The sequence below is a fragment of the uncultured Methylobacterium sp. genome, assembly GCF_964244095.1.
Classification (GTDB): domain Bacteria; phylum Pseudomonadota; class Alphaproteobacteria; order Rhizobiales; family Beijerinckiaceae; genus Methylobacterium.
Genome location: NZ_CAXTHR010000241.1, coordinates 1 through 3,424, shown reverse-complemented (window position 1 = coordinate 3,424; position 3,424 = coordinate 1). Strand labels below are relative to the sequence as shown.

Genomic DNA, 3,424 nt, shown 5'->3' with positions numbered 1-3,424 from the left:
CCAGTGCACGTCGGTGAGCGAGGCGAGCTGGAACACGATCGCCTTGGTGGCGCCGGCGAGCCCCGCGAGCGTCGCCGAGAGCACGAACACGGCGAGCTTGTACTGGTTGACCCGGTAGCCGAGCGAGATCGCGCGGGGCTCGTTGTCGCGGATCGCCTTCAGCACCTGCCCGAACGGCGAGTGGATGATGCGGTAGATCAGCATCAGCCCGGCCAGGAACACCACCGCCACGAGGCCGTAGAGCGCGCGGTCGTCGGACAGGCTCACCACGCCGAACAGGGCGCCGCGCGGCACCGCCTGGATGCCGTCCTCGCCGCCGGTGAACTTCGCCTGGAGCGAGAAGAAGTACGCCATCTGCGCGAGCGCGAGCGTGATCATCGAGAAGTAGATGCCCTGGCGCCGGATCGCCAGCGCACCGAAGACCAGGCCGAACACGGCCGCGGTCGCGGTGCCGGCCAGGATCGCGACCTCCGGGCTCAGGCCCCAGACCTTGGCACTGTACGCGCAGACGTAGCTCGCCATGCCGAAATAGGCGGCGTGGCCGAACGAGAGCAGGCCGCCGTAGCCGAGCAGCAGGTTGAAGGCGAGCGCGAACAGCCCGAAGCACAGCACCTTCATCAGGAAGACCGGGTAGAGCACGAACGGCGCCACCGCGAGGATGACGGCGATGCCGAGCATGATCCGGCGATGCAGCGCGCGGTCGTCCCGGCCCTCGGCCAGCACGGGCAGGATCGGGGCGGCGTCCGCGGGGGCGATGGCGGCGGTGTCGGCCATGTCAGAGACCTGCGGAAAGGAACATCAGGCGGTGCGGCCGAACAGGCCGGCGGGCTTGACCAGCAGCACCAGCACCATGATCACGAAGATCACGGTGGCCGAGGCTTCCGGGTAGAACACCTTGGTCAGGCCCTCGACCAGCCCGAGCGCGAAGCCGGTGACCACCGAGCCGAGGATCGAGCCCATGCCGCCGATCACGACGACGGCGAAGACCACGATGATGATGTCGGCGCCCATGTTCGGGTTGACCGAGTAGATCGGCGCGGCGAGCACGCCGGCGAATCCCGCCAGCGCCACGCCGAAGCCGTAGGTCAGGGTCAGGAACAGGGGCACGTTGACGCCGAAGGCCTGGACCAGCGTCGGGTTCTCGGTGGCCGCGCGCAGGTACGAGCCGAGCTTGGTCTTCTCGATGACGAGCCAGGTGGCCAGGCACACGACGGCCGAGGCGACGACGACCCAGGCGCGGTAGTTCGGCAGGAACATGAACGGCAGGCGCTGGCCGCCCGACAGCGCCGCCGGGATCGCGTAGGGCAGGCCCGAGACGCCGTAAGAGTTCCGGAACAGGCCCTGGATGATCAGTGCTAGGCCGAAGGTGAGCAGCAGGCCGTAGAGGTGGTCGAGCTTGTACAACCTGGCGATCAGCACGCGCTCCAGCACGATGCCGAAGGCGCCGACGATGAGCGGCGCCAGCCCCAGCGCCCACCAGTAGTTCACGCCGAGGTAGTTGAGCAGCATCCAGGCGACGAACGCGCCCATCATGTACAGCGCCCCGTGGGCGAAGTTGATGATGTTCAGGAGGCCGAAGATGATGGCGAGCCCCAGCGACAGGATCGCGTAGAACGAGCCGTTGATCAGCCCGAGCAGCAACTGCCCGAACAGCGCCTGCGTCGGCACGCCGAAGATCGTGGTCATGCCCGTGCCCCCGCGCGCGCCTGCCGCCTCAGCCCTTCACGAGCGGGCAGCCGCCCTCGCTCATGGGCCGGAACACCTGATCGCCGGGGATGGTCTCGAGGGTCTTGTACAGGTCCCACTCGCCCTTCGATTCGGCGGGCTTCTTCACCTCGAACAGGTACATGTCGTGGATCTTGCGCCCGTCGGCGCGGATCGTGCCTTTGCCGAACAGCGGATCGTCGGTGGGCATCGCCTTCATCCGGGCCACCGTGGCCGCGCCGTCACTGGTCGACTTCGTCTCGGCTACGGCCTTCAGGTAGTGGAGGATGTCCGCGTAGACGCCGGCGTGGTTGGCGGTCGGCTTGCGGCCGTTCATCTGCTTGCCGAAGCGGTCCGAGAAGGCGCGGGTGGCATCGGTCAGGTCCCAGTAGAACGGCTCGGTCAGCACGAGGCCCTGCGCCACCTTGGTGCCGAGCGAGTGCACGTCGGAGGAGAACACGAGGAGGCCGGCGAGCGCCTGCCCGCCTTCGGTGATGCCGAACTCGCCCGCCTGCTTGATCGCGGTGATCGTGTCGGCACCCGCGTTGGCGAGCCCGATCACCTTGGCGCCCGACGCTTGAGCCTGGAGCAGGAACGAGGAGAAGTCGGCGGTCGGGAACGGCGTCTTGACCGCGCCGACGACCTTGCCGCCGTTCTTGGTGATAACCGTGGTGGTGTCGCGCTGGAGGCTCTGGCCGAACACGTAGTCGGCTGTGAGGAAGAACCACGTGTCGCCGCCGCGCTTGACCATCGCGCCGCCGGTCCCGTTGGCGAGCGCCACGGTGTCGTAGACCCAGTGGATCGTGTTGGGCGTGCATTGCGCGCCGGTGAGGTTGGCGGTGCCGGCGCCCGTGTCGATGAAGACCTTGTTCTTCTCGCGGGTGACCTCGCTGATCGCGAGCGCCACCGAGGAGGTCACGCCGTCGGTGATCATGTCCACGTTGTCGCGGTCGTACCATTGCCGGGCGATGCCCGCGCCGACATCGGGCTTGTTCTGATGGTCGGCCGAGACGATCTCGACCTTGAGGCCGTGCTCGGCCGGCTTGAAGTCCTCGACCGCGAGGCGGGCTGCGACCACCGAGCCCTCGCCGCTGATGTCGGAATAGGCGCCCGAGCGGTCGCCGAGGATGCCGATCTTGACGGGCGTCTGCGCGGCGGCGGTCCCCATCGTCAGGGCACCGGCGAACAGGCTGAGCGGGATGCGTCCGAGCATGGCGTCTTTCGTCCTCCTGCGGCGTCGCGACGGTCGCGCGCCGAGCGATCCGCGCCGCGAGCCGGCGCTTGTTTCGTGTTTGGCCGTCGCCTCAGACGCCGAGATAGGCGTGGAGCTTGTCGATATTGGCGTCAAGCGCGTCGTTCTCGATGGTGTCGACCACCCGCCCCTGCTCGATCACCACGTGCCGGTCGGCCAGCGTCTGGGCGAAGCGGAAGTTCTGCTCGACCAGCACGATGGTGTAGCCGCGGCCCTTCAAGTCCCGGATCGTCCGGCCGATCTGCTGGACGATCACCGGCGCCAAGCCCTCCGTCGGCTCGTCGAGCAGGATCAGCTTGGCGCCGGTGCGCAGGATGCGCCCGATCGCCAGCATCTGCTGCTCGCCCCCCGACAGCTTGGTGCCCTGGCTGCCCGCCCGCTCCTTGAGGTTCGGGAACAGGGCGTGGATCTCCGCCACCGCCATGCCGCCGGGCTTCACGACCGGCGGCAGCATCAGGTTCTCGGCCA

General features: G+C 68.2%; 4 protein-coding genes. All 4 read right to left on the bottom strand.

Going from position 1 to position 3,424, the window contains the following annotated elements; translation table 11 throughout:
- On the bottom strand, window positions 1-774 hold a 774-nt coding region (locus ACFE86_RS21830), incomplete at its 3' end, for a branched-chain amino acid ABC transporter permease (RefSeq protein ID WP_375457413.1).
- A 24-nt stretch (window positions 775-798) separates the two neighbouring features.
- Window positions 799-1,686, bottom strand: coding sequence for a branched-chain amino acid ABC transporter permease (locus ACFE86_RS21825; protein WP_375457412.1), 888 nt, complete (start codon window positions 1,684-1,686; stop codon window positions 799-801).
- Between the two features lie 28 nt (window positions 1,687-1,714).
- A complete protein-coding gene (locus ACFE86_RS21820) occupies window positions 1,715-2,917 on the bottom strand; it encodes an ABC transporter substrate-binding protein (RefSeq protein WP_375457411.1) in 1,203 nt (400 codons plus the stop codon).
- A gap of 91 nt (window positions 2,918-3,008) precedes the next feature.
- Window positions 3,009-3,424 (bottom strand): ATP-binding cassette domain-containing protein (locus ACFE86_RS21815; protein WP_375457410.1); only part of this gene is annotated, 416 nt, incomplete at its 5' end.

Excerpts from the sequence above, each read along its gene's own strand:
- ACFE86_RS21825 (WP_375457412.1), bottom strand. The coding sequence starts at position 1,686 with ATGACCACGATCTTCGGCGTGCCGACGCAGGCGCTGTTCGGGCAGTTG.
- ACFE86_RS21820 (WP_375457411.1), bottom strand. The coding sequence starts at position 2,917 with ATGCTCGGACGCATCCCGCTCAGCCTGTTCGCCGGTGCCCTGACGATG.